At 44.4% G+C, this 432-nt stretch carries 1 protein-coding gene; it reads right to left on the bottom strand.

The window, feature by feature from the left end; translation table 11 throughout:
* Window positions 1-338 (bottom strand): hypothetical protein (locus EZV76_RS17360; RefSeq protein WP_236640958.1); only part of this gene is annotated, 338 nt, incomplete at its 3' end.
* Between the last annotated feature and the right edge of the window lie 94 nt (window positions 339-432).

Here is a 432-nt window from a genome sequence, read left to right as displayed (position 1 = left end):
AGAGAAAATTGGAACAGTTTGAGACGAATGACATCTGGCGAGACTCGAGTGTCATCGAATAACGCACAAATTCCATCAAAATCACTTATGTGGGCATAGGGGTTTTCAGAATCAACACCATGGAAAGTAGGTAGTTGACTTATCATTCCGGTTTTAACGACGAAAGCATTATTTGGATTTGCTGGAGCAGGTAGATCTAAATAGGAGGACCTGTTTTGCCTAGGAGGTTGCATAAAGTCGCGTAAAGTACGCCTATCTATGGGGTCGTCCGGTTGCACGCCTGGCGGCGGGCGAGGCGGACCACCCGGAATATTGACAGAGCCTTCTCCTTCAGACATTATAACTTTTGATTAGAAAGTCCTAACGGAGAGGAGCTACTACCTACGAAAGATAATCAGTTCGAGTTTAAAACTCGAACGATTGAATTGAAAG

This window comes from Flagellimonas alvinocaridis, assembly GCF_004916895.1.
Taxonomy (GTDB): Bacteria; Bacteroidota; Bacteroidia; order Flavobacteriales; family Flavobacteriaceae; genus Flagellimonas; species Flagellimonas alvinocaridis.
This window is presented reverse-complemented; position numbering and strand designations above follow the sequence as displayed.